Source organism: Leisingera sp. ANG-M1, assembly GCF_000813745.1.
Classification (GTDB): Bacteria; Pseudomonadota; Alphaproteobacteria; order Rhodobacterales; family Rhodobacteraceae; genus Leisingera.
The window spans coordinates 289,368-315,309 of record NZ_JWLC01000025.1; the positions used below are offsets into that span (position 1 = coordinate 289,368).

Below are 25,942 nucleotides of genomic sequence, written 5' to 3' on the forward strand. Positions count from 1 at the left end.
CAAAAGGAGTTCAGACAGTGTCAAATTCAAGCGCGCAGTATTTCCTGGCATCCGGGAATCCTGCGGCTGCCGGAACGGAACAGTCCGCATTTTCAGCCGCCCTCCCCAATCAAGACCGCGCCAGCCTGACCTTGGATCTTCTTCACGGTTTGACTGCTTCTTCGGCCGGAACCCCGGAGGAACAAGCTCATGATCTGTTTTTGCAGGCCAAGAAGAAATCCCGCGAGCGCAAGCTGGGAGATGCTATCTACCTTCTGTGCAAGGCGCTGGAGCTTGACGGCAACAGCAGGGTGATACACTCGACCCTGGGTGAATTGTATGAAGTTACGGGGCAGCCGGAAAAGGCTATTCTGTCGCATATCAATGCGTGGAAGATCGAACCGCATAATTCAAAATGCTTGAGCCATATCGGCAGCTACCTGATGCGTGTCGGGCAGGATGAAGAGGCGATCAACTATTTTGAGGCGGCTCTCAAATTCGATGCGGACAATCAGATTGCCTTTGCGCGGATGAACCACCTAAAGAAACGCAGATGCGATTGGAGCGACTTCGGAAAGACCAAGAAACGTCTGAAAATCCTTTCGGAATCAAAGCAATACGTTGATCCGTTCTCTTGCCTCACAATGACCGACGATCCCGGCGTGCAGAAGAAATTCTCCCTGCGGGCCGCTAAAGCATCTTGTGTGAAAGAGGACGACCTGCAGGCTCAGCCGCCGCGCGGCCAGAACGGCAAGATCCGGATCGGCTATTTCTCCAGCGACTACCGCGATCATGCGACCATGCACCTGTTCGGCCGCCAGCTCGAACTGCACGACCGCGGCAGGTTTGAAATCTATATCTACGACTATGGCGACATGAACGAGCACGAGGGCCGCAAGCGGGCCGAGCGGGCCGCAGATGTGTACCGCCAAGTGTCCGGCCACAGCAACGAGAGCATTGTGTCCGCCGCCCGCGAAGACGGGCTGGATATCGCGGTTGACCTGAAAGGCTATACCCAAGGCAGCCGCTTCAACCTGTTTGACCAGCGACTCGCGCCGGTACAGGTGTCTTACCTGGGCTATCCCGGCACCACCGGCGTCAAGACCATGGACTACATGGTAGCGGATACGGTCACCATTCCGCCGAAGCTGCGGAAGTATTACACTGAAAAAATCCTTTACATGCCGGAGTGTTATCAGGCCAACGATGACCTGCGTAAACCGGCCGGAACTTTGCCGACCAGGGCCAGTGCCGGGCTGCCGGAGGACGCCGTCGTCTTCTGCTCCTTCAACGCGCCGTATAAGGTGTCGCCGCAGGAATTTGACATTTGGATGAAGCTGCTTACCCAGGTTCCGGACAGCGTTCTGTGGTTCTATGCACCGCTTCCCGAAACACAGGTGAACATCTTGAAGGAGGCTGAAAGCCGCGGAGTTAGCAAGCAGCGGATTGTATTTGCGGGCTATGCCGGCCAGGAGGAGCATCTGGCGCGGATGCAACTTGCCGATATTTTCCTGGATACGTTCAATGTGAACGCGCATACAACCGCGAGCGACGCGCTTTGGGCGGGGGTTCCGGTTGTGACCAAGGCGGGCAAGCAGTTTGCGGCCCGGGTTGCGGCAAGCCTGCTGACCAATGTGGGCGTGCCGGAGCTGATTACGCCGACATTTGAAAAGTACCAATCGCTTGCGCTGAAACTTGCCCGGGATCCGGAGTATCTCGCGGATGTCAAAAAGCGTGTGAAACAAGGCATCAGCACAGGCCCGCTTTTCGACACTGCAACCTTCACGCGCAACTTCGAGACGCTGATGGAAAAAACGCTGGAGCGGTACAACGCTGGACTGCAGCCGGATCACATCAGCCTCGCCTGAGCTGCCGCGCATAAAGAAAAAAGGAGCGCAGATCAGCCTGTGCTCCTTTCTTTTTTCTTGGGTAACCGTAAGCTTGCAGCAGGTTAGAGCAGGCGCACCTGGGTACCGATTTTCACCAGTTCGTAAAGCTCTTCCACATGCTGGTTGTAGAGGCCAATGCAACCGGACGAGCTTTGGCGGCCGATTTTGCGGGTGTCATGGGTCCCGTGGACCAGATAGGCTGGCCAGTCCAGGTACATCGCCCTTGTCCCCAGCGGATTGCCGGGGTCGCCGCCTTCCATGCGGACGGGCAGTGTCGGGTCGCGCTCACGCATTGAGGCGGTCGGGGTCCAGCTGGGATTTTCGCGTTTGCGAACAACCTTGGTGTAGCCGCGCTTGGTCAGGTCCTCTGTCATTGGAACCGATGAGGGGAACAGCCGGTAGGTTTCGCCGTCGCTGCCCCAATAGTGCAAGGCGCGGGAACTGATGTCAGCCAGCAGGCATCCGGCGCCAAGTTCATCGAAGTGCGCGCGCCAGTCCTGTTGCGCAAAGGCAGAGATGTTACGCTGAACGGGAACCTGCTCGCGGATGGCCGCTTCGCTTTGCGGAAAAGCATCGGTTGACTGGGCGCGCAGAAGCGCGGGCGTGGCCAAGGTTGCGCTAAGCCCGGTCAGGGCGGCGCGGCGGGTCATGCGGAGTTTGGTCATCTTGTCCTCTGCCGGGCTGCTCGAAAACTCTGCAGCAAGATAAGCAAGCGCACAGGATTTCATAGGGCAGGAATAGCCGAAATGCCGCGCCTCACAAGGATGTGTTGGCAACGCTGGCAGAAGTCCGCCGGGGCGAGGGAGATCAGCTGTAAAGCGCGCGCGCCTGAGCAAAGGATAGCAGCCGTTTGCTGTCTTCATCCCACAGATGCAGGCGGGCATTGGCCAGGCTCTCGCGGATGGTCATCCGGTTTCCCTCAGCCAGCTCAGCGTGGTCGCGCAGCACCTGCGGCAGCCGGTAGAAAGGGATCCGGCTGTACAGGTGGTGAACGTGGTGGATGCCGATATTGGCGCTGAGCCATTGCAGCACTGGCGGCAACACGTAATGCGAACTGCCGTGCAGCGCGGAGTCATGCAGCTGCCAGTCTTCTTCCTGCTCCCACTGGGTGGTCTCAAACTGGTGCTGCACATAGAACAGCCACAGGCCGGCGGTTGCCGCGATCAAAGTGGCAGGCACGAAGATCAGCAGAATAGGCATCAGCCCGCCAAAGTACCAGATTGCCGCCAGGGCGACGAGGATGGACGCGTTTGTGCCCATTGCACTGATCCAGTAGCGGGACTGGTCCATCAGGCCGTAAGGGATGCGGTTTTGCAAAAAGAACAGGTAGCCGGGGCCAATACCGAACAGCGTCACTGGGTGGCGGTACAGCCGGTACATCAGCTGTCCCCAGCGGCTTTCGGCGCGGTATTCGGCCACTGTCATGGTGTGGATGTCGCCCATTCCGCGCTTGCCCAGGTTGCCATGGGTGCTGTGATGGATCGAGTGGGTGCGGCGCCAGACGTCGTAAGGCGTGAGTGTCAGAACCCCGATGATCCGTCCGACCCAATCGCTGACGTGGCGGTTGGTAAAGAACGATCCATGCCCGCAGTCATGCTGAATGGTGAACAGACGCAGCAGGAAAGCAGCGATCGGAACCGACAGTGCCAAAGTAAGCCAGTAGCTGATTGAGAGCGACCACCATGCCAAAGCCCAAAGCAGCAGGAAAGGAACCACCGTCACTGCAAGCTCGAACGCGCTGCGCAGATGGTTGGGTTCCCGGTATTGGGCCAGGACCTTGACCCAGTCGCGTGCTGTCTTGGCGGCCTTTGCGGGCCGGTTGGGCTGTTGAGTGCTGCTCATGCGCCTGCCGTTCTTCTTGAGTGTTGCAGACCGGATAGACTACCAGCCGCACAGGGCAAGGGAAATTTTGCCGCAAAACGGCTAATTTACTATCACTTCCGGAAAAACTCTTTTGCCCGCACCCCCGGATCAAAGGGAGCCGGGGGTGAAAAAGAAAAGGCCCCGGCAATCCGGGGCCTTTCAAATCAGTTTGAAAGCAAAAGCTTAGTCCATTGCTTTAAAGTTGAACTCGCCGCCTTCCTTGATGCCCGAGGGCCAGCGGGAGGTCACGGTCTTGGTGCGGGTGTAGAACTTGAAGCTGTCCGGGCCGTGCTGGTTCAGATCGCCGAACATCGACTTTTTCCAGCCGCCGAAAGTGTGGTAGGCGAGCGGCACCGGGATCGGCACGTTGATGCCTACCATGCCGATGTTGACGCGGCTTGCGAAATCACGCGCAGTATCGCCGTCGCGGGTGAAGATCGCGGTGCCGTTGCCGTACTCGTGATCCATCGCCAGTTTCAGCGCTTCCTCATAGGAGCCGGCGCGCACAGTGGACAGAACCGGGCCGAAGATTTCCTGCTTGTAGATGTCCATGTCGGTGGTGACACGGTCAAACAGGTGCGGGCCGACAAAGAAGCCGTCTTCATAGCCCTGCAGGGAGAAGTCGCGGTTGTCGACAACCAGCTCGGCGCCCTGATCAACACCGGACTGGATCAGGCCCAGGATACGGTCCTTGGCGGCGGCGGTCACCACCGGGCCCAGGTCGACGTCGTCGCCTGCGGTGTAGGGGCCGACTTTCAGCTTTTCGATGCGCGGGATCAGCTTTTCGATCAGTTTGTCCGCGGTTTCCTCGCCCACCGGAACCGCAACCGAAATCGCCATGCAGCGTTCGCCTGCCGCGCCGTAGCCTGCGCCGACCAGCGCGTCTGCTGCCTGATCCAGATCCGCATCGGGCATCACGATCATGTGGTTCTTGGCGCCGCCGAAGCACTGGGCGCGCTTGCCGTTGGCGGTGGCGCGGGAATAGATGTACTGGGCGATCGGGGTGGAGCCCACGAAGGACACGCCCTGAATGATTTCGCTGTCCAGAATGGTGTCGACCGCTTCCTTGTCGCCATTGACGACCTGGAACACGCCTTCGGGCAGGCCGGCTTCGACAAACAGCTCGGCCAGCATCAGCGGCACGGAGGGGTCGCGCTCGGACGGCTTCAGCACCACAGCGTTGCCGCAGGCCAGGGCAGGGCCAACGTGCCACAGCGGCATCATCGCGGGGAAGTTGAAGGGCATGATGGAGCCGACAACACCCAGCGCCTGGCGCATGGAGAACATGTCGATGCCGGGGCCCGCGGAGTCGGTGAATTCGCCCTTCAGCATCTGCGGTGCGCCGACGCAGTATTCGATCACTTCCAGGCCGCGCTGCAGGTCGCCTTTGGCGTCCGGGATGGTTTTGCCGTGCTCGCGGGACAGGGCCTCAGCCAGCTTGTCCATATCGCGGTTCATCAGCGCGACCATTTTCATCATCACGCGGGCGCGTTTCTGCGGGTTGGTTGCCGCCCATGCGGGCTGCGCCGCAGCCGCCTGTTCGATGATCGCAGTGGTTTCATCGGCGCTGGCCATGGCCAGTTTCGCCTGAACTTCACCGGTGGCCGGATTGAAGACGTCGTCAAAGCGGCCCGAAGTGCCGGCAGAGAGCTTACCGTTGATAAAGTGGCCGAGTTCTTGCATCGGATCCTCCTGTTTTCCTTTGGGTATAATCCTAGGCTTGCAAAAAACATCGGAAAAGAGGAAAGATTTCAAAGAGGCTTTGCAGTAACGCAAAAGGTTAACGCAGCGTTAACACGGGCACGGAGGAACCGGCGCAATGGATCCGCAGTGGGATGATATGAAAGTGTTTTTGGCGGTGGCGCGGGAGGCGAGCCTGTCGGGGGCAGGGCGCATCCTGAAGATGGACCCCGCCACGGTCGGCCGCAGGATCGCAAGGTTTGAGGCCGCATTGGAGACGCCGCTGTTTGTCAAATCGCCGCAAGGCTATGCGCTCAGCGCCGCCGGCGACCGCCTGCTGGTCCACGCGGAAGCCGCGGAGCAGGCAATGCGGGCCGGAACCGAGGCACTGACCGGCCCCAATGACACGCTGTCCGGGCAGATCCGGATCGGGGCCCCGGATGGCAGCGCCAACTACATTCTGCCCCAGGTCTGTGCCCAGATTGCGGAAGAGAACCCGGACCTGGATATCCAGATTGTGGCTTTGCCGAGGGTCATCAACCTCAGCCGCCGCGAAGCGGATATGGCGGTCACAGTCAGTGCCCCCTCGGCGGGAAAGCTGCTGGTGCAGAAAATCTGCGACTACAGGCTGCATCTGGTGGGGTCGCGCCATTACTTGAAGAAACACCCGCCGATTGCAAAGCTTGAGGATCTCAAGGGCCACAAGATGATCGGCTATATCCCCGACATGATTTTCGACAAGGAGCTGGATTACCTGAACGACATCGGCATCGAGCGGGTGGCGCTGGCCTCCAACTCCGTGTCGGTGCAGATCAAGATGGCGGCGCAGGGCACCGCATTGTGTGTGGCCCATGATTTCAGCCTTCCGGCGCATCGCTCTTTACGCAAAATCCTGACCGATCAGGTGAGCCTGACGCGCAGCTTCCACCTGGTCCGCCATCAAGGCGATCAGCGCAGCGAGCGGCTGAACCGCTTTGCCCAGGCGCTGTCCAAAGGCATCCGCGACGAGGTGGCCCGCCTGGAAGCCTTGACTTAAAGCTGCGTTGCGGCAAACCTTGCTGTAGCGCAATAAAATTACGGAGCGGTGCAGCATGCTTGTTCAAGTCATATTGAAATCAAAGGCCACCTCCGGGGTCATCACGATCAAGCCGGATGCCAGCGTGTCGGAAGCTGCCAAACTATTGGCGGATAACAAATTCGGCTCTGTTGTCGTGTCTGCAGACGGGGAGACGCCGGATGGCATCCTTTCGGAACGCGACATCGTGCGGGAGCTTGCGGCCAGCGGCTCGGGCTGCCTTGATAAACCTGTGAGCGACTATATGACGCGCAAGCTGGTCACCTGCACCAGCCAGTCGAATGTCGGCCAGGTCCTGAAGCAGATGACGGACGGGCGTTTCCGCCACATGCCGGTGGTCGAGGACGAAAAACTTGTGGGAATCGTTACACTTGGCGATGTGGTCAAGGCGCAGCTTGCGCAGGTGGCGATGGAAAAGGACGCGCTGCAGGACATGATCATGGGGCACTGAGCCGCAGGCAGGGCGTCCGTATTTCTGCCCTCTTGCATTCGCGCATGCAAATGTGTTTGCGTGCGCAGAAATTCTGACAAGGCAGGAGGCCGCCCATGCGCGTGGGTCTGTATCCCGGCACCTTCGACCCGATCACCATCGGGCATATCGACATCATCCGCCGTGCGAGCGCTTTGGTGGACAAGCTGGTCATCGGAGTTGCGATCAACCGCGACAAGGGGCCATTGTTCAACCTTGAAGAGCGGGTGGATATGATCGAGGCGGAGTGCGCCAAATTGAGTGCCGAGACCGGCACCGAAATCGTGGCGCATCCGTTTGAAAATCTGCTGATCGACTGCGCCCGAGACGTCGGCGCCCAGATCATTGTCCGCGGCCTGCGGGCTGTTGCCGATTTTGAGTATGAATTCCAGATGGTCGGGATGAACCGGGCGCTGGATAGCTCGGTTGAGACGGTGTTCCTGATGGCAGAGGCCCGGCATCAGGCGATTGCCTCGAAGCTGGTGAAGGAAATTGCCCGGCTGGATGGCGATGTGTCGAAATTCGTGACCCCGCTGGTCAAGGACCGGCTTCTGGAGCGGCTGGGCAAGACCGCTTGAGTTTCCTTGCAAGGATTGAACGCAAGCAAAGCCGGGCTTCTCGCCCGGCTTTGCGCTTTTGGAGGCGCGCTGCGCGCGCGGGCGGCGGCTGACGCCGCCGCCAAGTGAAATGAACGAATGCTTGCAGCACGCCAAGGCTGCTGCCTTGGCGGGGTCAGCGCCAGAAGGCCACCCAGTCGATCAAGGCAAACAGCCTCTTTCCAAGGAAAATCATATGCTCATCGCCGAACAAGGCGATGTCGGTAGCGGCCGCGGCGATCAGAAACAGGCCCAGGAAAATGGCAATCCGGTTGGTCATGAAGGCTCCGCCGCAAAGAAAACGCCCGCCCAGATAACCTGAGCGGGCGTGAATTCTCAAGCAGTTAAGGCAGGATCAGCCCAGCTTGCCCATGGCAACGGCGACATCGGCCATGCGCACCGAGAAGCCCCATTCGTTGTCGTACCAGGCCAGCACGCGCACCATGCGGTCTTCGACTACGCGGGTCTGGTCCGGAGCGAAGATCGAGCTTTCCGGGGTGTGGTTGAAGTCGGTGGAGACCAGCGGTGCGGGCTCAAAGCCCAGAACGCCTTTCATCGGGCCTTCAGCGGCTTCCTTGACGGCGGCGTTGATCTGCTCGGCAGTCACGTCGCGGCCGGCGCGGAAGGTCAGGTCGACGGCAGAGACATTCGGTGTCGGCACACGGATGGCAGAACCGTCCAGGCGGCCTTTCAGATTCGGCAGCACTTCACCCAAGGCCTTGGCAGCACCGGTCGAGGTCGGGATCATCGACATGGCGGCGGCGCGGGCGCGGTACAGGTCCTTGTGGCGGCGGTCCAGAGTCGGCTGGTCGCCGGTGTAGGCGTGGATGGTGGTCATGATGCCGTGCTCGATGCCGAAGGCCTCGTCCAGCACCTTGGCCAGCGGCGCCAGGCAGTTGGTGGTGCAGGAGCCGTTGGAGATCATGGTGTCGCCGGCTTCCAGCTGGTCGTCGTTGACGCCGAAGACGATGGTCTTGTCGACGTTCTTGCCGGGGGCGGACAGCAGAACTTTCTTGGCGCCGCGCTCCAGATGCGCCTTGGCTTTCTCACCGTCGTTGAACTTGCCGGTGCATTCCAGAACGACGTCGCAGCCGTCCCAGTCCAGCTCGTTCATGTCGTAGGTCGAGAACATCTGCATGTCGCCGCGGCCCAGGTTCATGGTGCCTTCGCCGATGGTGACCTCGCCGGGGAAACGGCCATGCACGGAATCGTATTTGATCAGATGCGCAGCGGTGTCCAGCGGGCCGGTGGCGTTCACCTTGATCACTTCGATGTCGTCGCGGCCCGAAGCGGCAATGTGCGACAGGGTGCAGCGGCCGATGCGGCCAAAACCGTTGATCCCGACTTTGATGGTCATGAGTACGTCTCCAAGCGAGCAAAACCTTTGGCCGCCATATAGACCGGGGCGGATGTGGTCTAAAGGGGTAAAAGCGGCATTAAATGAAACTGTTAGCGCAAAATCGAGATGGTGGCGGTAACGGTGGGCGCCGGTGGCGTTAACGGAAATTTGCCGCTGGCGCTAACGCTTGTGCCGCTCCGCGGAAGCAGGCAGATTGCCACCCAAACGCGAACAGGATTTGAGGGAATTGGCATGAGCGGTTTGCTGGCGCTTCTGGATGATGTGGCGGGGATCGCCAAGGTGGCGGCAGCGTCGATTGACGATGTTGCAGCGGCAGCAGGCAAGGCCGGGGCTAAGACCGCGGGCGTGATCATCGACGATGCGGCGGTGACGCCGAAATACGTGCAGGGCTTTGCGCCCGCGCGCGAACTGCCGATCATCTGGCGCATCACCCGCGGTTCGCTGTTCAACAAGCTGATCCTGCTGCTGCCGGTGGCTATGCTGCTGGCCAATTTTGCGCCCTGGCTGATCACACCCTTGCTGATGCTGGGTGGTTCTTACCTATGTTTTGAGGGCGCCGAGAAGATCTTTCATGTCCTGTTTCCGCATGCGAGCCACGCCATCGACGAGGATATGAGCGTCAAGGACCCCGGGCATCTGGAAGAAGAGAAGATCAAAGGGGCGATCAAGACGGATTTCATCCTGTCGGCCGAGATCATGACCATCTCTTTGGCCGCCATCGAGGCGCCGAATGTTTGGATGCAGGCTGCGACGCTGGCGGTGGTGGCCATCGGCGTGACGGTAGCTGTTTATGGCTCAGTTGCGCTGATTGTGAAGATGGACGACGTGGGGCTGTACCTGACCAACAACGCGCCGACTCCGATCGGGCGCGGGCTGGGACGAGGCCTGGTCAAGTTCATGCCGGTGCTGATGAAGATCCTGTCTGTGGTTGGCACCGCAGCGATGCTGTGGGTCGGCGGTTCGATTATCATCCACGGGCTGGAGGTGCTGGGCTTCGGCTGGCTGGGCCATCACATCCATGACTGGGCCTATGCCGTGGGCCACGCAGTGCCTGCCGCCTGGAAGGATTTTGCCGAGTGGTCTGCCAAGGCCGCAATGGACGGGGTGTTTGGCGTGGCGCTGGGGCTGCTGCTGATCCCGTTGGCAACCAAGGTGATCGGGCCGGTTTTGGGGAAGTTTGGAGTAAGCAAGGCGGGTCATTGAAAGTCCGTTTGTCCCGCTAGATTATGCTCAGTTTTAATGCTTTGCGGGCCTTCCAGCAGAGATCCAGTTTGCACTAATAGCTTATATTGGAGATCAAAATGCCTCAGTTTCTCTACAGTTTGACTTACGGAACCGAAACGAAGACCGTCGAGTTGAGAAAGAGCAACCCTCAAGGCTGGTTGCTACAGGCAGTTGAAACGAGTTTTCCTGAAGTCGCGTCACGGCGGGCGGAAGATATTATGCGCCTCCGACTAGAGAAAGCTGTTGGACGAAAGCAAGCTTGGCAGGCCAGTCTAATAGACGGGGCCCATGACCTGATCATTCAAGTGAGCCAAGTTTGACGGGTTGCAACCTTCGCCGGATGGTCGGCCGGAAATAGAAAAGGGCACCCGTTAGGGTGCCCTTCATTCTTTTGAGGTCAGGGAGAGCTTAACCCAGCAGCTCTTTCACCTTGGAAACTGTGCCCTCTGCGGTGATGCCGAAGCGCTCGAAAAGCTCGCCTGCCGGAGCAGACGCGCCGAAGCGGTCCATGCCGACGAATCCGGCTTTCTTCTCCTGGCCGCGCTCGCCCAGCAGCCAGCGGTCCCAGCCGCCGTCGCGCACAGCTGCCTCGATGCCGACACGCACCGGGCCTGCGGGCAGGACCTTGCGGCGGTAGGCTTCGTCCTGCTGTGCAAACAGCTCCATGCAGGGCATGGAAACGACGCGGGTGCCGATGCCCTCAGCTTCCAGCTTGGCTTTGGCTTCCATCGCAACGGAGACTTCCGAGCCGGTGGCGATCAGGATCACCTGGCGCTTGTTCTCGGCCTCGGCCAGAACGTATGCGCCTTTTTCAACCATGTTGGTCAGCTTGTGCTCGGTCCGCACGGTCGGCAGGTTCTGACGGGTCAGGGTCATTACCGAGGGGGTTTCCTTGGCGGTCAGGGCAATTTCCCAGGCCTCGGCGGTTTCCACGGTGTCGGCGGGGCGGAACACATAGGTGTTCGGGGTCGCGCGGCAGATCGCCAGATGCTCCACCGGCTGGTGGGTCGGGCCGTCTTCGCCGACGCCGATCGAGTCGTGGGTCATCACGAACACGGACGGGATCTTCGACAGCGCGGCCAGACGCATCGCCGGGCGCGCATAGTCGGTGAAGCAGAAAAAGGTGCCGCCGTAGGGGCGCATGCCGCCGTGCAGCGCCATGCCGTTCATCGCTGCGGCCATGCCGTGCTCGCGGATGCCCCAGTAAATATAGCGGCCCTTGCGGTTGTCGGTGTCAAAGACGCCCAGGTCGCCGGTCTTGGTGTTGTTGGAGCCGGTGAGGTCAGCTGAGCCGCCCACGGTTTCCGGCATCAAGGGGTTGATAACAGCCAGCGCCATTTCCGAGGATTTGCGGGTAGCGACCTTGGGCTGCTCTTCGCTCACCTGCTTTTTCAGCGCCTTGATGGCGGCCGACAGCTTCTTGGGCGCATCCAGGTTGTAGGCGCGGTTGAAACGGTCCTGCTTCTGCTGCGAGAGCTCCGCGAAGCGGGCTTCCCAGGCTTCACGCTCGGATTTGCCGCGGGCGCCAATCTCTTCCCACTGGGATTTGATGTCGGCCGGGACTTCAAACGCGCCGCCGGTCCAGCCATAGGCATCTTTGGCAGCTTGCAGCTGGTCAGCGTCGGTCAGCGCGCCGTGGCCTTTGGAGGTGTCCTGTGCCGCATGGCCCAGGGCAATGTGGGTTTTGCAGGCGATCATCGAAGGTTTTTTGGCCTTTTTCGCCGCCTCGATGGCCTCATCGATGGCCCTGGGGTCATGGCCGTCGATTTCCAGCACCTGCCAGCCCGAGGCCTTGAAGCGCTGCACCTGGTTGGTGCGGTCGGACAGGTCAACGGTGCCGTCGATGGTGATGTTGTTGTTGTCCCAGAAGACAATCAGTTTGCCCAGGGAGTGGCGGCCTGCGAGGCCGATGGCCTCCTGGCTGATGCCTTCCATCAGGCAGCCGTCGCCTGCGATCACATAGGTGTGGTGATCCACGACCTTCTTGCCGTAGTGGGCGCGCTGCATTTCCTCTGCCATGGCAAAGCCGACGGCGTTGGAGATGCCCTGGCCAAGCGGGCCGGTGGTGACTTCAACTGCGTCCAGCAGGAAGTTCTCCGGGTGGCCTGCAGTCAGCGCGCCGGACTGGCGGAAGTTCTTGATCTGGTCCAGGGTGACCTGCTTGTCGCCGGTGAGATAGAGCAGCGAATAGATCAGCATCGAGCCGTGGCCCGCCGACAGAATGAAACGGTCGCGGTCCGGCCACTGCGGGTTCGATGCATCAAATTTGAGGTGCTTTTCGAACAGCACGGTGGCCACATCAGCCATGCCGATCGGCATGCCGGTATGCCCGGAGTTGGCGGCGGCAACGGCGTCGAGAGCGAGCGCTCGGATGGCGGCCGCTTTGTTCCAATGCTCAGGGTTTGCGGTGCGCAGGGCTGTCAGGTCCACTTGGATTGTCCTTTGGCGTTAACAGGCATTTGCTGCGCTCAATAACAGCGATGCCGCAAAGATCAAGCATGCTTGCGCGCATGTCTGCCTTGCTGCGCGAAGTTGGCGCGGCAAGTGGTTGAATCGCAAAGGGGGGTGATTTATTCCTGAGAGAGAAGAACTGGCCCATGTCAGCGGCGGCAGGTGCGATTCGCACAGGCGCCGGAGAGAATATGGAAAAGATGTGGACGGGTGAGGGACAGGCATGAACCAGATTGAAGAATTGCAAGGCCGCATCCAGGCTGCGCTGGAGCGTATCAGCGCAGGCTCTGCCGCGCTGCAAGAGGCGCGCGCTGCCGATAGGGTTAAAGCCGCAGATGCGGAGGCCAAGGCTGAGGAAGCCGCGGCAGAGGCGGCCAAAGCTGCCGAAGCGGCAGCAGCAGGTGCAGCCAATGCCGAGGTTGAACAGGCCCTGGAAGAAGAAAAGCTTGCCAACGCCCAGCTCGAGGAGCGGGTGAAGGTGCTTCATGCCCGTTTGCAGGAAGCAGGCGGCGGCGCGGCGGCGCCTGACGGGGACGTCGCGGCGATGCAGGCTGAGCTTGAGCTGCTGCGCAACGAGGCAGGCGATCCGGCTGAGAAGGAAGCGCTGCGGGCGGAAGTTGCGCGTCTGAAAGCGGAATTGGAAGCTGCTGCAAATACCGCCGCCAGCGAGAAAGAAGCACTTGAGGACCAGCTGTCTGAAGCCAGGGCTGACAAGGACCGCTTGGCTGCTCAGCTTGAAGAGGGCGCGGCCGCGCAGACTGCTGAACCTGCGCCTGCGATGGATGCGGCCGGCGAGATTGAACGCCAGAACGAAGCCTTGTTGCGCCTGGATACCGAGCTGCAGCAGCTGCGCCAGGCCAATGAGGAACTGCGCACCTCCAATAGCGCTTTGCGCGAGGCCAATGCGCAAAGCCTTGGCGATGCCGGGCTGATCAATTCCTCTATGGAAGCTGAGATCGAAGGCCTGCGGGCAGCCCAGGCCAGCGACCAGGCGCAAGTGAATGCTGTTCTTGCCAGGCTGGAGCCGCTTTTGGCCAATGCCCGCAACCTGCCGGAAGGGGAGGAAGTCTGATGCCGGAAGTGACCATTCATATCGGCGGCCGCGGTTTCGAGGTTTCCTGCCAGGAGGGCGAGGAAAGCTATCTGCACTCTGCTGCCAAGATGCTCGACGACGAGGCGCAGGTTCTGTCTGATCAGATCGGCCGGATGCCGGAAGCACGGATGCTCTTGATGGCCGGGCTGATGCTGGCCGACAAAACCGCGGCGGTCGAAGACCGGATCAAGGAGGTCGAGGCAGTGCTGGCCGAGCGCGAGCAGGAGCTGGCCGAGTTGCGCGGCGCCCCGGCTCCGGAACCCGAGCGGATTGAAGTGCCTGTTGTGCCGCCTCAGGTGACGGAAAGCCTGGCAGAACTTGCGGCGCGGACAGAGGCGCTTGCGCAGGAGATCGAGGAACAGTCGCAGACAGCAGGCTAGAGCGCAGAGAACTGGAAAAGCGGCAAAATTCCGGCCATTTCCAGGCCTTTGCCAGACCCGCCGGAAACACTCAATTTCAGACATCGGACGCGCCTGAGGCTCGTTAACACGTCGGTAATACGTTAGTTTCGCTGCAAAGGGAGAATTCCCGAGGCAGCGGAGCAGCAGAATGTTGGAAGCGATGATCCTGGCAGCGCTAGTGATTGGCGGTGCATCCCTAACCGCCTTCGATATCGACGTTCCGGAGGCGGAAAAAGACCCGGGCGAAGAACCGCAGCGGGAAACTGAACCGACGGAAGGATCAGATCGCCTGCAGCTTGGGGATGAGGCGGACAATGTCAGCGCCGGGCGCGGCAATGACCAGGTGAGCGCCGGCAGCGGCGACGACACTGTTTCCGGCGGTCCAGGGCTGGACATCCTGCTTGGCGAGGCGGGGCAGGATGAGCTCTCAGGCGGTGAGTTCCACGATATTCTGCTGGGCGGCGATGGTGCGGATCTCCTGAACGGTGACGGCGGCAAGGACATTCTGTTCGGCGGCAGCGGAGATGACACCGTTCTGGGCGGCGATTGGGATGATGTTATTTCTGGCGGTGAAGGATCAGATCATCTCTCCGGCGGCCGCGGCAATGACAACATTTTCGGTGTGCAGGTGGTTCCCGAACCGGAGGTTTCTGATTTACAGGAGCTGCGGGACGGGGAGGAGAGCGCGGCAAATCTCTTTGCTTTGGAAGCGGATGATGAAGCCGATGTTCTGGATGGCGGCGATGGCCACGACTATTTGGCGCTTGGCTCCGGGGATACGGCCACCGGCGGTTCGGGCCGGGATATCTTCGACTTGCACCTGATGCCTGGAAGCTCTGCGGTTGCGGTCATTGAAGATTTCGTAGCAGGCGAGGATTCAGTCCGGGTATCGGGCGAGGGCAATTTCAGTGTCGAACACGAAGAAGAGACTGGCGACTCGCTGATCCTGGAAGACGGAAACCTTGTTGCGCGACTGACCGGAGCAGGAGAAAGTTTCTCGCTTCAACAGCTTGAAATCGCGGCCGGCGTCTAGCAGACCTGACAATCGAGACGACGAAAAAGGCGTAATATCAACGGCTAGCACACCTTATCTGTATTGTTTCCGCCATAGAAACGGACTTTTCATCCCGTCTGTCGACGCGGAGTGGATCCGTGGCTGGACGCCTCTAATCAACCCCCGTATGTACGGTTAGTAAATTTTTAACGTTCTACTTGGGGGTGATTCTGTGATTGCTGCGATTTTGTTTGGCTCTTTGGCAGTGGCTGGTTTGGCTATCAGCCTGGATGACGATGATGATACGTCCCAGGCAGACGACCCCTCGGGAGGTACACCTGAGCCTAATCTTGGAGATAACACGCCCACGGATGGTGCAGACGACCTGATTCTGGGGGACGGCGACGACGTTCTGGACGCCGGGAACGGCTATGACCGGGTCAACGCCGGCGGCGGCGACGACAGTATTTCGGGTGGCGCAGGCCAGGATATCCTGCTTGGCGGCGAAGGCAACGACACGCTGGACGGCGGCTCCTTCCACGATCTTGTCAACGGCGGCGAAGGCAACGACTCCCTGATGGGGGACGGCGGCATTGACACGCTGATCGGCGGCGACGGCAACGACACGCTGGACGGCGGCGACTGGAATGACTTGCTCGATGGCGGCCAGGGGGCTGACAGCCTTGAGGGCGGGATCGGCAATGACACGCTGAACGGCGGTCTTGGCAAGGATGTGGCCCATGGCGGTGACGGAAACGACAATATTTCCGGCGGCGACTATCACGACATCGCCTATGGCGGTGCAGGCAATGATGTGATTGCCGGGGACGCGGGAAAAGATGTCCTTTATGGCGGCGAAGGCGACGACACGGTAGATGGCGGCGACTGGGACGACGCGCTGTTCGGCGGTGAGGGGGCAGACCAGCTTACCGGCGGCCGCGGCAGTGACGAACTGTATGGTGTTGATCTGAACCGGGATCTGACGCCGGAAGAAATTGCCCGGTTCCGGGACGAGGAAAACCCTGAACCGATCAGCGATATCTTCGTCTCCACCGAAGCCAACGGCGCTGACACGCTGGATGGCGGCGATGGCAATGACATTCTGGCGCTCGGCAAAGGGGATACCGGAATCGGCGGCAGCGGCAGTGACGAGTTTGAACTGCACCTGTCGCAGGACGGGACAGAGATCATCACCATCACCGACTACAACCCGGCAGAAGATGTGGTCCAGATCATCCTGGACGATGACAGCGCGATCCTCAATCCAGACGACTACACCGTTGAAACCGACGAGGAAACCGGCGACGCACTGATCCTCGAAAGGGGTGAGGTGGTGACCCGGCTGGAGGGTGCCGGCGAGACTTTCACTGTTGAAAACCTAGTGCTGATCGGCGCCGCCTGATCCTGAAGGCGTCAGACCAATAAAAAAGCCTGCCGCTGGGGCAGGCTTTTACTTTTCCGGATTGCCGTTGCTCTTAGCCGTTAGCTTCGCGGATCTTGTCGGCGGCGTCCTTGTTGAAGGCGATGCCGTTCTCGTCGAACATGCCGTCCAGTTCGCCGGACAGGGTCATCTCGGTGATGATGTCGCAGCCGCCGACGAACTCACCCTTCACATACAGCTGCGGGATGGTCGGCCAGTCGGAGTATTCCTTGATGCCTTGACGGATTTCTTCGTCGGCCAGAACGTTAACATCAGTGTAGTCCACAGCGATGTAGTTCAGAACTGCCGCCACGCGCGAGGAGAAGCCGCACTGGGGCATTTCCTTGGTGCCTTTCATGAACAGCACAACGTCGCTGGCTTTGACGGTTTCGTCGATGCGGGTCTTTACGTCGGTCATTAATCCATTTCCTCTTGGCGTTGCCGCCGCTCGCGGTTTGTTCGGATATAGGGGAGAAGCTTCAGGAAAGTAAGCCCCGCAATCATAGCAATTGGCGCAGCGCCCGGCAGATAGTCCAGAAAGGCTGAAATCAGGGTGTTCAGCATCAGGTTCCGTTCATTGCAGCCGCCGTTTCCAGGCCCGGTGCCTCAACTTCCGCTCAACGCGCCAGTACCTTGGCCCGTATTTGATCAGCTTCGGCCCTTCACAGATGGCAACCGCTGCCAGATACGCAAGATCGACCAGGACGCCGAAAATCCGGACCGCCAGCCAGAGGACAGGTTCATCGCTCATGGCAGCCTCCTTCCTCCAAAATGACAGCCAACTTGGCCGTTCGGGAATCGGCAGAAGGAATGTGCAAGCATGCTCCCGGTTACTTCAATTTGTCCTTCGGGACAAAGAAGCGAGCATATTCCTGCGGGTCTTTGGGGACTTTCCAGGTTCGCAGAGACCCGCCGCCCATGCCTGAATTATAGTCAGATCGCAGAGTATGATAGTCCGGGTCTGTTTCGTCCTCTTCCAAAGGCACTCGGCGCTGGGAAATGACCGCTGCAGCAACGGCCATGACCACAATGCCGAGGATCAGAAGGGACGTGAACAGGGTCATCGGCTCATTCAGGCGCCTTTGTCGTCAGCGCCAGCGCGTGCAGCTCGCCGTCGGGGCCGTCCATCTTGCCTTTCAGCGCGGCATAGACGGCGCGCTGCTGCTGGACGCGGTTCTTGCCGCGGAAGCTTTCGTCGACAACCATCGCCGACATATGCACGCCATCGGTGCCGCCGACCTGGATTTCGGCGTCCGGGAAGGCGTCGCGCAGCAGTTCTTCGATTTCGTGGGCTTGCATGGGCATCCGGGGAAGTCCTTTGTCTTGTTTGGTAAAAATGTAGGTTGGCACCGGGGGCTGTGCAAGCGGCTTTAGCGGCGCCTCTGCGCAAAAGGCGCCAGTGTTTCGACGAAATCAGGGACCGCTGCGAGCGCGTCTTGCACGCTGTCTTCCTCAAAATCCCATATTGAAGATGGGTCTTCCGGGCAAAGAGCCCGAGTCAGTTCCTGGCAGTGGTTCTGGAGGTCCGCAGGCAAGGACAGGGTGGCGGCTTCCTGCAGGACCAGCAGCGCTTCGTGGATTGGGCGCAATACCCGCAGGGCATAGGTCATATGGTGCAGCAGATCGGGATCATCGCGCCAGGTTTCGCCGTCAAACAGTTCTTGCGTCACCCGCTGTCCAGCGCCTGCACAGGAATAAGCGATGCAGCCGCCGAACCCTTTCGAGGCTAGATCGGGGTGGATGCTGCAACGGAAATCCGGCCCAAGGTTGGGACAGGGCGTGTCCCGCGCTTTGACCAGCCCGAAGTCCTCGTGCGGCTCAAACGGATAAGCCAGGCAGCACAGGGCGGCGCAGCGGCTGCAATCCTCTTTCAAGTCCGGCAGATTCATAGGGTGGTCCCAAGGTGAAAGAAAAGGCGGGATGACCATGCCATCCCGCCTTTGAGCATCAGACTGCTTCAGAGCCTTGTAAAGGCTGACTATCAGGCCACCGCGGCGGCAAAGCTGGAGCGGAAGATCTCCTTCAGCTCGGCCAGCGGAGCTTCGGAGCCGCCGATCTTCACGCTGTCGCCGCCGAATTTGCCCACGGAGACCAGCGGCACGCCGGCCTGGCCAGCCGCCAGCATCAGGGCTTCGGCCTGGTCGAAGTTGCAGGCGATCAGGTAACGGGCCTGGTCTTCGCCGAACAAGGTCTGGGTGTCGCCAGCGTCGATTTGCACGCCAACGCCGGCTTCTTCGGCCATTTCAAAGGCTGCCAGTGCCAGGCCGCCATCGCCGAGGTCGGTGCAGGCCTTGATGAAGTCGCGGTTGGCGCGAATGAATTCGCCGTTGCGCTTCTCAGCTGCCAGATCGACCGCCGGGGCATCGCCGTCTTCGCGGTTGAAGACTTCGGCCAGCAGGGCGGATTGGCCTAGGTGGCCGATGGTTTCACCCACCAGCAGGGCGACGTGGCCGTCACGGGCCTCGCCGATAATTGGCTCTTCGTCCGCAGCCACCAGGCCAACGGCACCGATAGTCGGGGTCGGCAGGATCGCCTGGCCGTCGGTCTCGTTGTAGAGCGAAACGTTGCCGGAGACGATCGGCATATCCAGAGCAGCAACCGCTTCGCCGATGCCTTTGATCGCGCCGACGAACTGGCCCATGATCTCGGGCTTTTCGGGGTTGCCGAAGTTCAGGTTGTCGGTGGTGGCCAACGGCTTGGCGCCAACGGAGGTCAGGTTGCGGTAGGCTTCGGCCACCGCCTGCTTGCCGCCTTCAACCGGGTTCGCCTTGACGTAGCGCGGGGTCACGTCGGAGGTGAAGGCCAGTTTCTTGTCGGTGCCATGCACCCGGATCAGGCCCGAGCCTGCGCCCGGACGGCGCTGGGTGTCGCCCATCACGGTGGTGTCGTACTGCTCATAAACCCACTGCTTGCCGGCATAGTTCGGCGAGGCGAGCAGTGCCTTGAGGCCGTCAATCGGGTCGATGGTCGGCACGTCAGCATCGGTCAGCGCCTCAGGGATGACCGGCTCATTCCACGGACGGTCGTATTCCGGCGCGGTGGAGGAGAGCTTGGACAGCACCAGATCAGCTTTCACTTCGCCGTTGTGCATGATCAGGAAGCGGTCTTCGGCAATGGTCTCGCCGACGATGGCAAAGTCCAGGTCCCATTTCTCGAACACGGCGCGGGCTTCGGCTTCCAGTTCCGGCTTCAGCACCATCAGCATACGTTCCTGAGATTCCGACAGCATCATCTCATAGGCTGTCATGTTCTCTTCGCGCTGCGGCACGTTTTCCAGGTCCAGGCGCACGCCCAGCTTGCCCTTGTCGCCCATTTCCACGGCCGAACAGGTGAGGCCGGCGGCACCCATGTCCTGGATCGAGATCACCGCGCCGGTCTGCATCAGCTCCAGCGTGGCTTCCATCAGGCGCTTTTCGGTGAAGGGGTCGCCGACCTGAACGGTGGGGCGCTTTTCCTCGATGGTGTCGTCGAATTCCGCAGACGCCATGGTCGCACCGCCAACGCCGTCACGGCCGGTCTTGGCGCCCAGGTACACAACCGGCATGCCGACGCCGGAAGCGGCGGAGTAAAAGATGCCGTCGGTCTTGGCCAGGCCCGCAGCGAATGCGTTCACCAGGCAGTTGCCGTTGTAAGCCGGGTGGAAGCGGACTTCGCCGCCGGCGCAGGGCACGCCGAAGCAGTTGCCGTAGCCGCCGATGCCTTCAACCACGCCGTTGACCAGCTGTTTGGTCTTGGGGTGGGAGGTCTCGCCGAAGGACAGCGAGTTCATCGAAGCGATAGGCCGCGCGCCCATGGTGAATACGTCGCGCAGAATACCGCCAACACCCGTCGCCGCGCCCTGGTAGGGTTCGATGTAGGAGGGGTGGTTGTGGCTTTCCATCTTGAACACCACGGCGTCGCCGTCGCCGATGTCCACGATGCCTGCGTTTTCACCGGGGCCGCAGATCACCTGCGGGCCGTCGGTCGGCAGGGTGCGCAGCCATTTCTTGGAAGACTTATAAGAGCAGTGCTCGTTCCACATCGCCGAGAAGATGCCCAGCTCGGTAAAGGTCGGCTCCCGCCCGATGATTTCGAGGATCAGATCGTATTCCTCGGGCTTCAGCCCGTGATTAGCAATCAGTTCAGGCGTGATGGCGGGTTCCTGCATCCGTAAACGTCCCCAATGGCTGCGATTGCGCGCCTTTTAGGGCAACGAGGGGCGCGGGGGAAGTGGAATTAAAGGAATCCCGATCAGTTCTGCAGCGGGGCGGCCTTGCGCCGCAGACAGCGGGAAGTCCGGAAGGTTGAAGATGCAGGCTTTTCAAAGTGATGCAAATGGAGGCGGGGTGCTGGAACGGGGCCCAAATTACAAGCATTGCGAAAGTTGCCCAGCGCAAGAAGAATTTTTTCAAAGACCAGGGAAGTTTTACCTTGTTATCCAGGGGCAGGCGGCCGGCGCCCTTGCCAGCCTGTCTTCGAACCTAAGTCTCCCGCTTTGGGAGGCACGGGTCGCCAAGGAAATAAAGCAAGTGATGACAGATGGTTAGCGGCCCAAAAAAAAGGCCGAGCACTAAGCTCGGCCGAAGTCCAACAGGGAGGTATGAAGGGGGGCAAGGCCGCCGCCTTCATGAGGATCATTTAGGGCGCCATGCCTGCCCCTTCAAGGGGATTAACACCAAATGAACATCAAAGCTGGTATGCGTAAATTGCATGGCTTGGAAAGGGGCACAGGTTTGGCGCATCAAAAGCCGTAAGAGTTTCTGCGCCGCGGCACGGAATTCCAGCCATCGCACATGTTAGCGCTCAGAGTTTGCCGAGTTCTTTCATATGCTTGCGGTGCGCCATGATTTCGGACTGCACGAAGTCCCGGAAAGCGCCGACCCGCTGCGAGTGGCGCAGCTCCTCGGGGTAGGCGAGGTAGACCGGAACCTGGTTCTGATCTTCATGCGACAGAACTTCGACCAGTTCGGGGAACTCTTCGGTCACGTAGTCAGGCAGAATACCAACGCCAAGATCGTGCAGAACGCCTTGCAGCACGCCGAAGTAATTGTTCACGGTCAGCAGCGAGCCCGGGTTGTTTGCCATCAGCGCCTTGCCCAGCACCGCGGCGGAGCCCACCTGGGCAGACCGCTGGTTCTGGCAGATCAGCCGGTGTTCCGAGATATCAGCCACAGTTTCCAATGTGCCGCGCTGCTCAATATAGGCAGGAGAGGCATAAAGGCCCATCCGAACCGTCATCAGCCGCTTGCGTACCAGATCAGCCTGGCTGGGCTCCTTCATCCGGATCGCCACATCGGCCTCGCGCATCGGCAGGTCCAGAACCCGCTCTTCCAGCATCAGGTCGATCTTCAGGTTGGGGTATTGTTCATACAGTTTAGTCAGCCGCGGTGCGAGCCACAGGGTGCCGAAACCAACCGTGGTCGTCACCCGCAGTTCGCCGAACACTTCCTCCTCGCTGTCGCGGATGCGCGCGGCGGCCGCTTCCAGGCGGCTGGACATGGATTGAGTTGCATCAAACAGCAGCTCGCCCTGTTCGGTGAGAATCAGTCCGCGCGCATGGCGGTGGAAAAGCGTCGCATTCAGGCTCTCTTCCAGGGCCCGGATCTGGCGGCTGACCGCCGATTGGGACAGATTCAGCTTGTCTCCCGCATGGGTCAGGCTGCCCGCATCCGCGACCGCGTGAAATATTCTGAGCTTATCCCAATCCATATGCGTTACTTTCTGTGCGTTTCGGGCAGACTATATGAAATCTTAGTTATGTATCAGTTTTCATGGTGCAAGCGAGCAAAAATGTGAAAAAAGAAACCTACACAGGTCAGCATTTATGACCTATTATCGAGGGCGATAAGGCAAGCTAATCCTAGGTTGAGGAGGACCGGATGGGCACGCAAAATATCTCACTCAACGACAAATACGACCTGAGCAAATCACCTGTTCTGCTAAACGGCACCCAGGCGCTGGTGCGTCTGATGCTGATGCAGAAGCAGCGGGATATTGCAGCAGGGCTGAACACTGCCGGACTGGTGACCGGCTACCGCGGATCGCCGCTTGGCGCGGTGGACCTGCAGATGGCCCGCGCTGAAAAGCAGCTGAAAGAGGCTGATGTCACATTTCAGTACGGGTTGAACGAAGATCTCGCCGTGACTGCCCTGTGGGGCGCGCAGCAAGCCGAAGTGCGCGGAGAGGGCAAATACGACGGTGTCTTTGGCCTGTGGTACGGCAAAGGGCCCGGCGTTGACCGTTCGGGTGATGCTATCAGGCATGCGAACATGGCAGGCTCGTCGAAATACGGCGGTGTGCTGCTGGCAATGGGTGACGACCATACTGGCGAAAGCTCGACTGTGCTGCACCAGTCGGAATGGTCGCTGCTGGATTGCTACCTGCCGGTGGTCAGTCCCGCTGGAGTGCAGGAAATCCTGGACTACGGCATTTACGGCTATGCGCTCAGCCGGTTTTCCGGCCTGTGGGTGGGTCTCAAGACCATGAAGGACACCATCGAGGTGACCTCGGTTGTCGATGCCCGCCCTGAGCGGATGGAAATCGTCACGCCTGAGTTTGACATGCCGGCCGATGGACTCAACATCCGGCTTGATGACGACCGCTTCCGCCAGGAAAACCGTATCATCGACTACAAGCGCTTTGCGGCTGAGGCCTTCAGCCACGCCAACAAGATGGACAAGCGCATGTGGGGTAAACCCGGCGCCAAGATCGGTTTTGTTGCGGCAGGCAAGAACTGGCTGGACCTGGTCCATGCGCTGAAGCTTCTGAACATTGATGAAACCATGGCCGAGCGCCTGGGCATCACCACCTACAAGGTGGGCCAGACCTTCCCGATGGACATGAAGGGGTTCCACGACTGGGCCGAGGGGCTCGATTTGATCGTAGTGGTCGAGGAAAAGCGCAAGCTGATCGAGATCCAGATCAAGGAAGCAATCTTTGACGACCGCCGCGGCCGCCGGGTTTACGGCTGGTACAAGGGCGGCGCCGGCGGCATGCACCGCGAGGAATTGTTCCCGACCAAATATGCGCTCGACCCGATCATGATCGCCGAGAAACTTGGCGATATCCTGATCGAGGAGGGCCGCGATACCGAGGCAATCCGCGCAGGCCTTGAAAGCCTGGCCGAAGCGCGCCGCGCCGACAATGCCGAGGAGATCGCCACCCGGCTGCCTTACTTCTGCTCGGGCTGCCCGCATAACTCCTCCACCCGCCTGCCGGACGGCTCCCGCGCCTATGCGGGCATCGGCTGCCACTTCATGGTGCAATGGATGGATCGCGAGACGGTGGGCTTCACCCATATGGGCGGTGAAGGTGTCAACTGGGTCGGCGAGGCGCCGTTCTCGACGCGCAAGCATGTGTTCCAGAACCTGGGCGATGGCACCTACAACCACTCCGGTGTGCAGGCGATCCGGGCCGCGCTCGCTGAAGGCACCAACATCACCTATAAGATCCTCTACAATGACGCCGTTGCCATGACCGGCGGGCAGCAAGCCGAGGGCGGGCTGACCGCGCATCAGATCGCGCATGAGCTGAAGGCGATGGGCGTCAAAACCATGGCCGTGGTCTATGACGAGAAAGAGGACGTCGATGCCGCGCGTTTCCCGGCTGGCATGCGGATGCATGAACGGGCCGAGATGATGAAGATCCAGCGCGAATTCGAGGAGGTCGAGGGCGTCTCAGCCATCATCTACATCCAAACCTGCGCGGCCGAGAAGCGCCGCCGCCGCAAAAAGGGGCTGTTCCCGGACCCGGACCAGCGGGTGTTCATCAACACCGATGTCTGCGAAGGCTGCGGCGATTGCGGCGTGCAGTCGAATTGCGTCTCGATCGTGCCTAAGGAAACCGAACTGGGCCGCAAGCGGGCGATTGACCAGTCCTCGTGCAACAAGGATTTCTCCTGCGTCAACGGCTTCTGCCCGTCATTTGTGACAGTGGAAGGCGCAAAGATCCGCAAGGAAGCAACCGCGGACATCGACCTGCCGCATCTGCCAATGCCGGAACTGCCTAAGATCAACGGAACCCATAATGTGGTGATCACCGGCGTCGGCGGCACCGGTGTGGTGACCATCGGCGCGGTACTGGCGCAGGCGGCCCAGATCGACGGCAAGGGCGCCGGGCTGATGGAAATGGCCGGTCTCGCCCAAAAGGGCGGCGCCGTGCATATCCACTGCCGCATTGCCAACGATCCTGAGGACATCTCAGCAATCCGTGTGGCCACCGGAGAGGCGCATGCGCTGATCGGCGGCGACCTCGTGGTGAGCGCGGGCTCCAAAACGCTGGGGCTGACAACCACCGGCCAGACCGGCGCCGTGGTGAACAGCCATGAGATCATCACCGGAGAATTTACCAAGAATACCGAGTTCAAGGTGCCAACCGACCGTCTGGAGGTGGCCCTGCAGGCCCGCCTGCGCGACCGGCTGGACCTGTTTGACGCCTCGGAACTGGCACGCGCCGCGATGGGCGACTCGATTTTTTCAAACATGATGGTGTTTGGCGCGGCATGGCAAAAGGGGCTTGTCCCGGTCAGCCATGAGGCCATTGAACAGGCGATCGAGCTGAACGGCGCCGCGGTAGAGCGCAACAAGCGCGCCTTCAACATCGGCCGCTGGGCGGTGCTCTATCCCGAAGAGGCCCGGAAGCTCAGCCAGCCGAAAGTTGCCGAAAAGCCGAAGTCCCTGCAGGAGAAGATCGACTTCCGCCGCAACCATCTGATTGCCTATCAGGGCAATGGGCTGGCCAAGCGCTATGGAAAGCTGGTTGACAGTGTAGGCGACCCGGCCCTCAAGGAGGCCGTGGCAAAAGGCTACCACAAGCTCTTGGCGTATAAGGACGAATACGAAGTGGCCCGCCTGCTGCTGGACACCCGCGCCAAGGCAGAAGCTGAGTTCGAAGGCGATCTGAAGCTGTCGTATCACCTGGCACCGCCGATGCTGGGCGGCACTGATCCTGACGGCCGCCCCAAGAAGCGCAAGTTCGGAACCGGCATGGAGCGTGGATTCCGGCTGCTGGCCAAGCTGAAGTCTCTGCGCGGCACGCCGCTCGACATCTTCGGCTATACTGCCGAGCGCAAGATGGAGCGGGCGCTGATCAAGCAGTATGAGCGCGACATGAAAGAATGGCTGCCAAAGGCAGAGCCGGAGCTGATGGAGCCGCTGATCGCCCTGGCGGAACTGCCGTTGCAGATCCGAGGGTTTGGTCCGGTCAAAATGGCCAATGAGCAAAAGGCCGCCAAGCGCCGAGAAGAACTGCTGGCCGCCCTGCGCCAGGGCGGGGTGCCCTTGAAACAAGCGGCGGAATAGGGCAGCCGAACGAAGCGCTCCCGCCCGCTCAGGACCATTCAAAGAATGCCCCTTCACCGTTGGGCCCGGCGCCGCGCTAACGCGCGGCGCCGATGCGCGTGGACGCAAAAGCTCTCTTGCTGCTTCTTTCTGATCAAAATACTCCCGGGGTCTGGGGCAGAGCCCCAGCC

At 60.4% G+C, this 25,942-nt stretch carries 25 protein-coding genes; 11 read left to right on the forward strand and 14 right to left on the reverse strand.

All coding sequences use genetic code 11. From position 1 onward, the window contains the following. The first annotated feature begins 149 nt into the window (after positions 1 to 149). Positions 150 to 1,847 carry an O-linked N-acetylglucosamine transferase, SPINDLY family protein gene (locus RA19_RS20750; protein ID WP_039166631.1) on the forward strand — a complete coding sequence of 566 codons (1,698 nt, stop codon included), beginning with the start codon at positions 150 to 152 and terminating at the stop codon, positions 1,845 to 1,847. Between the two features lie 83 nt (positions 1,848 to 1,930). Here RA19_RS20750 and RA19_RS20755 read toward each other — a convergent pair whose 3' ends face one another. The 3 genes from RA19_RS20755 to RA19_RS20765 form a co-directional block, all read right to left on the reverse strand. Then, positions 1,931 to 2,533, reverse strand: a complete 603-nt coding sequence (locus RA19_RS20755; RefSeq protein WP_039166634.1) for a L,D-transpeptidase — start codon at positions 2,531 to 2,533, stop codon at positions 1,931 to 1,933. A 142-nt stretch (positions 2,534 to 2,675) separates the two neighbouring features. After that, a complete protein-coding gene (locus RA19_RS20760) occupies positions 2,676 to 3,710 on the reverse strand; it encodes a fatty acid desaturase (RefSeq protein ID WP_039166391.1) in 1,035 nt (344 codons plus the stop codon). A gap of 204 nt (positions 3,711 to 3,914) precedes the next feature. Further along, positions 3,915 to 5,414: a CoA-acylating methylmalonate-semialdehyde dehydrogenase gene (locus RA19_RS20765; protein ID WP_039166393.1), complete on the reverse strand. Its 1,500-nt coding sequence runs from the start codon at positions 5,412 to 5,414 to the stop codon at positions 3,915 to 3,917. 136 nt (positions 5,415 to 5,550) lie between these two features. On the opposite strand from RA19_RS20765, the gene RA19_RS20770 reads away from it, so the two are divergent. The 3 genes from RA19_RS20770 to coaD all read left to right on the forward strand — a co-directional run bounded on the left by RA19_RS20770 (position 5,551) and on the right by coaD (position 7,533). Beyond that, positions 5,551 to 6,447, forward strand: coding sequence for a LysR family transcriptional regulator (locus RA19_RS20770; protein ID WP_039166396.1), 897 nt, complete (start codon positions 5,551 to 5,553; stop codon positions 6,445 to 6,447). 55 nt (positions 6,448 to 6,502) lie between these two features. Continuing rightward, positions 6,503 to 6,937, forward strand: coding sequence for a CBS domain-containing protein (locus RA19_RS20775; RefSeq protein WP_039166398.1), 435 nt, complete (start codon positions 6,503 to 6,505; stop codon positions 6,935 to 6,937). Positions 6,938 to 7,032: 95 nt separating this feature from the next. After that, positions 7,033 to 7,533, forward strand: a complete 501-nt coding sequence (gene coaD, locus RA19_RS20780) for a pantetheine-phosphate adenylyltransferase (RefSeq protein WP_039166401.1) — start codon at positions 7,033 to 7,035, stop codon at positions 7,531 to 7,533. 154 nt (positions 7,534 to 7,687) lie between these two features. Here coaD and RA19_RS27050 read toward each other — a convergent pair whose 3' ends face one another. Continuing rightward, positions 7,688 to 7,831, reverse strand: coding sequence for a hypothetical protein (locus tag RA19_RS27050; RefSeq protein ID WP_039166405.1), 144 nt, complete (start codon positions 7,829 to 7,831; stop codon positions 7,688 to 7,690). Positions 7,832 to 7,906: 75 nt separating this feature from the next. Beyond that, positions 7,907 to 8,908: a type I glyceraldehyde-3-phosphate dehydrogenase gene (gene gap, locus RA19_RS20790; RefSeq protein ID WP_039166408.1), complete on the reverse strand. Its 1,002-nt coding sequence runs from the start codon at positions 8,906 to 8,908 to the stop codon at positions 7,907 to 7,909. Positions 8,909 to 9,142: 234 nt separating this feature from the next. On the opposite strand from gap, the gene RA19_RS20795 reads away from it, so the two are divergent. Together RA19_RS20795 and RA19_RS20800 are read left to right on the forward strand one after the other, a co-directional pair. Further along, positions 9,143 to 10,114, forward strand: coding sequence for a DUF808 domain-containing protein (locus tag RA19_RS20795; protein ID WP_039166411.1), 972 nt, complete (start codon positions 9,143 to 9,145; stop codon positions 10,112 to 10,114). A 98-nt stretch (positions 10,115 to 10,212) separates the two neighbouring features. Further along, a complete protein-coding gene (locus tag RA19_RS20800) occupies positions 10,213 to 10,455 on the forward strand; it encodes a hypothetical protein (protein ID WP_039166415.1) in 243 nt (80 codons plus the stop codon). Positions 10,456 to 10,543: 88 nt separating this feature from the next. Here RA19_RS20800 and tkt read toward each other — a convergent pair whose 3' ends face one another. Then, entirely contained in the window at positions 10,544 to 12,565 is a 2,022-nt protein-coding gene (tkt, locus tag RA19_RS20805) for a transketolase (protein ID WP_039166417.1), read from the reverse strand. A gap of 244 nt (positions 12,566 to 12,809) precedes the next feature. Here tkt and RA19_RS20810 point away from each other — a divergent pair, with 244 nt between their 5' ends. The 4 genes from RA19_RS20810 to RA19_RS20825 all read left to right on the forward strand — a co-directional run bounded on the left by RA19_RS20810 (position 12,810) and on the right by RA19_RS20825 (position 16,476). Next, a complete protein-coding gene (locus RA19_RS20810; protein WP_039166419.1) occupies positions 12,810 to 13,658 on the forward strand; it encodes a hypothetical protein in 849 nt (282 codons plus the stop codon). Next, entirely contained in the window at positions 13,658 to 14,059 is a 402-nt protein-coding gene (locus tag RA19_RS20815) for a cell division protein ZapA (protein WP_039166422.1), read from the forward strand. Before RA19_RS20810 ends, RA19_RS20815 begins: the two co-directional genes overlap by 1 nt. Positions 14,060 to 14,228: 169 nt before the next feature. Further along, entirely contained in the window at positions 14,229 to 15,113 is an 885-nt protein-coding gene (locus RA19_RS25925) for a calcium-binding protein (protein ID WP_052261959.1), read from the forward strand. Between the two features lie 226 nt (positions 15,114 to 15,339). After that, positions 15,340 to 16,476 carry a calcium-binding protein gene (locus RA19_RS20825; RefSeq protein WP_152615840.1) on the forward strand — a complete coding sequence of 379 codons (1,137 nt, stop codon included), beginning with the start codon at positions 15,340 to 15,342 and terminating at the stop codon, positions 16,474 to 16,476. Positions 16,477 to 16,549: 73 nt separating this feature from the next. On the opposite strand, the gene grxD is transcribed toward RA19_RS20825, so the two are convergent. From grxD to RA19_RS20855, 8 genes are all read right to left on the reverse strand, one after another. Further along, positions 16,550 to 16,912: a Grx4 family monothiol glutaredoxin gene (grxD, locus tag RA19_RS20830; protein WP_039123911.1), complete on the reverse strand. Its 363-nt coding sequence runs from the start codon at positions 16,910 to 16,912 to the stop codon at positions 16,550 to 16,552. Then, positions 16,912 to 17,058, reverse strand: a complete 147-nt coding sequence (locus RA19_RS27055; protein WP_193748314.1) for a hypothetical protein — start codon at positions 17,056 to 17,058, stop codon at positions 16,912 to 16,914. The genes grxD and RA19_RS27055 overlap by 1 nt, the downstream gene beginning before the upstream one ends. Before the next feature lie 10 nt (positions 17,059 to 17,068). Next, a complete protein-coding gene (locus tag RA19_RS27060; RefSeq protein WP_193748315.1) occupies positions 17,069 to 17,245 on the reverse strand; it encodes a hypothetical protein in 177 nt (58 codons plus the stop codon). A gap of 79 nt (positions 17,246 to 17,324) precedes the next feature. Continuing rightward, positions 17,325 to 17,558: a hypothetical protein gene (locus RA19_RS20835; RefSeq protein WP_039166425.1), complete on the reverse strand. Its 234-nt coding sequence runs from the start codon at positions 17,556 to 17,558 to the stop codon at positions 17,325 to 17,327. A 4-nt stretch (positions 17,559 to 17,562) separates the two neighbouring features. Further along, positions 17,563 to 17,799, reverse strand: a complete 237-nt coding sequence (locus tag RA19_RS20840) for a BolA family protein (RefSeq protein WP_039166638.1) — start codon at positions 17,797 to 17,799, stop codon at positions 17,563 to 17,565. A 65-nt stretch (positions 17,800 to 17,864) separates the two neighbouring features. Continuing rightward, positions 17,865 to 18,383 carry a hypothetical protein gene (locus tag RA19_RS20845; RefSeq protein ID WP_039166640.1) on the reverse strand — a complete coding sequence of 173 codons (519 nt, stop codon included), beginning with the start codon at positions 18,381 to 18,383 and terminating at the stop codon, positions 17,865 to 17,867. 92 nt (positions 18,384 to 18,475) lie between these two features. Next, positions 18,476 to 20,641, reverse strand: coding sequence for a phosphoribosylformylglycinamidine synthase subunit PurL (purL, locus tag RA19_RS20850; RefSeq protein ID WP_039166429.1), 2,166 nt, complete (start codon positions 20,639 to 20,641; stop codon positions 18,476 to 18,478). 635 nt (positions 20,642 to 21,276) lie between these two features. Continuing rightward, on the reverse strand, positions 21,277 to 22,182 hold the full coding sequence (locus tag RA19_RS20855) for a LysR family transcriptional regulator (RefSeq protein ID WP_039166433.1): 906 nt from the start codon (positions 22,180 to 22,182) through the stop codon (positions 21,277 to 21,279). A gap of 170 nt (positions 22,183 to 22,352) precedes the next feature. On the opposite strand from RA19_RS20855, the gene RA19_RS20860 reads away from it, so the two are divergent. Further along, positions 22,353 to 25,772 carry an indolepyruvate ferredoxin oxidoreductase family protein gene (locus RA19_RS20860; RefSeq protein WP_039166436.1) on the forward strand — a complete coding sequence of 1,140 codons (3,420 nt, stop codon included), beginning with the start codon at positions 22,353 to 22,355 and terminating at the stop codon, positions 25,770 to 25,772. Positions 25,773 to 25,942 lie beyond the last annotated feature (170 nt).